At 65.0% G+C, this 234-nt stretch carries 1 pseudogene; it reads left to right on the forward strand.

From position 1 onward, the window contains the following. Positions 1 to 234, forward strand: a pseudogene (gene groEL / locus E5W70_RS32905) (chaperonin GroEL); the annotation flags it as partial.

Here is a 234-nt window from a genome sequence, read left to right on the forward strand (position 1 = left end):
AGAACACCACCATCGTCGACGGCGCCGGCAAGAAGGCCGAGATCCAGGGCCGCGTCGCCCAGATCAAGCAGCAGATCGAGGAGACCACCTCGGACTATGACAAGGAGAAGCTGCAGGAACGTCTCGCCAAGCTGGCGGGCGGCGTTGCCGTCATCCGCGTCGGCGGTGCGACCGAAGTGGAAGTCAAGGAAAAGAAGGACCGCGTCGATGACGCCCTCAACGCGACCCGCGCGG

It is taken from the genome of Mesorhizobium sp. (assembly GCF_005063415.1).
Classification (GTDB): domain Bacteria; phylum Pseudomonadota; class Alphaproteobacteria; order Rhizobiales; family Rhizobiaceae; genus Mesorhizobium.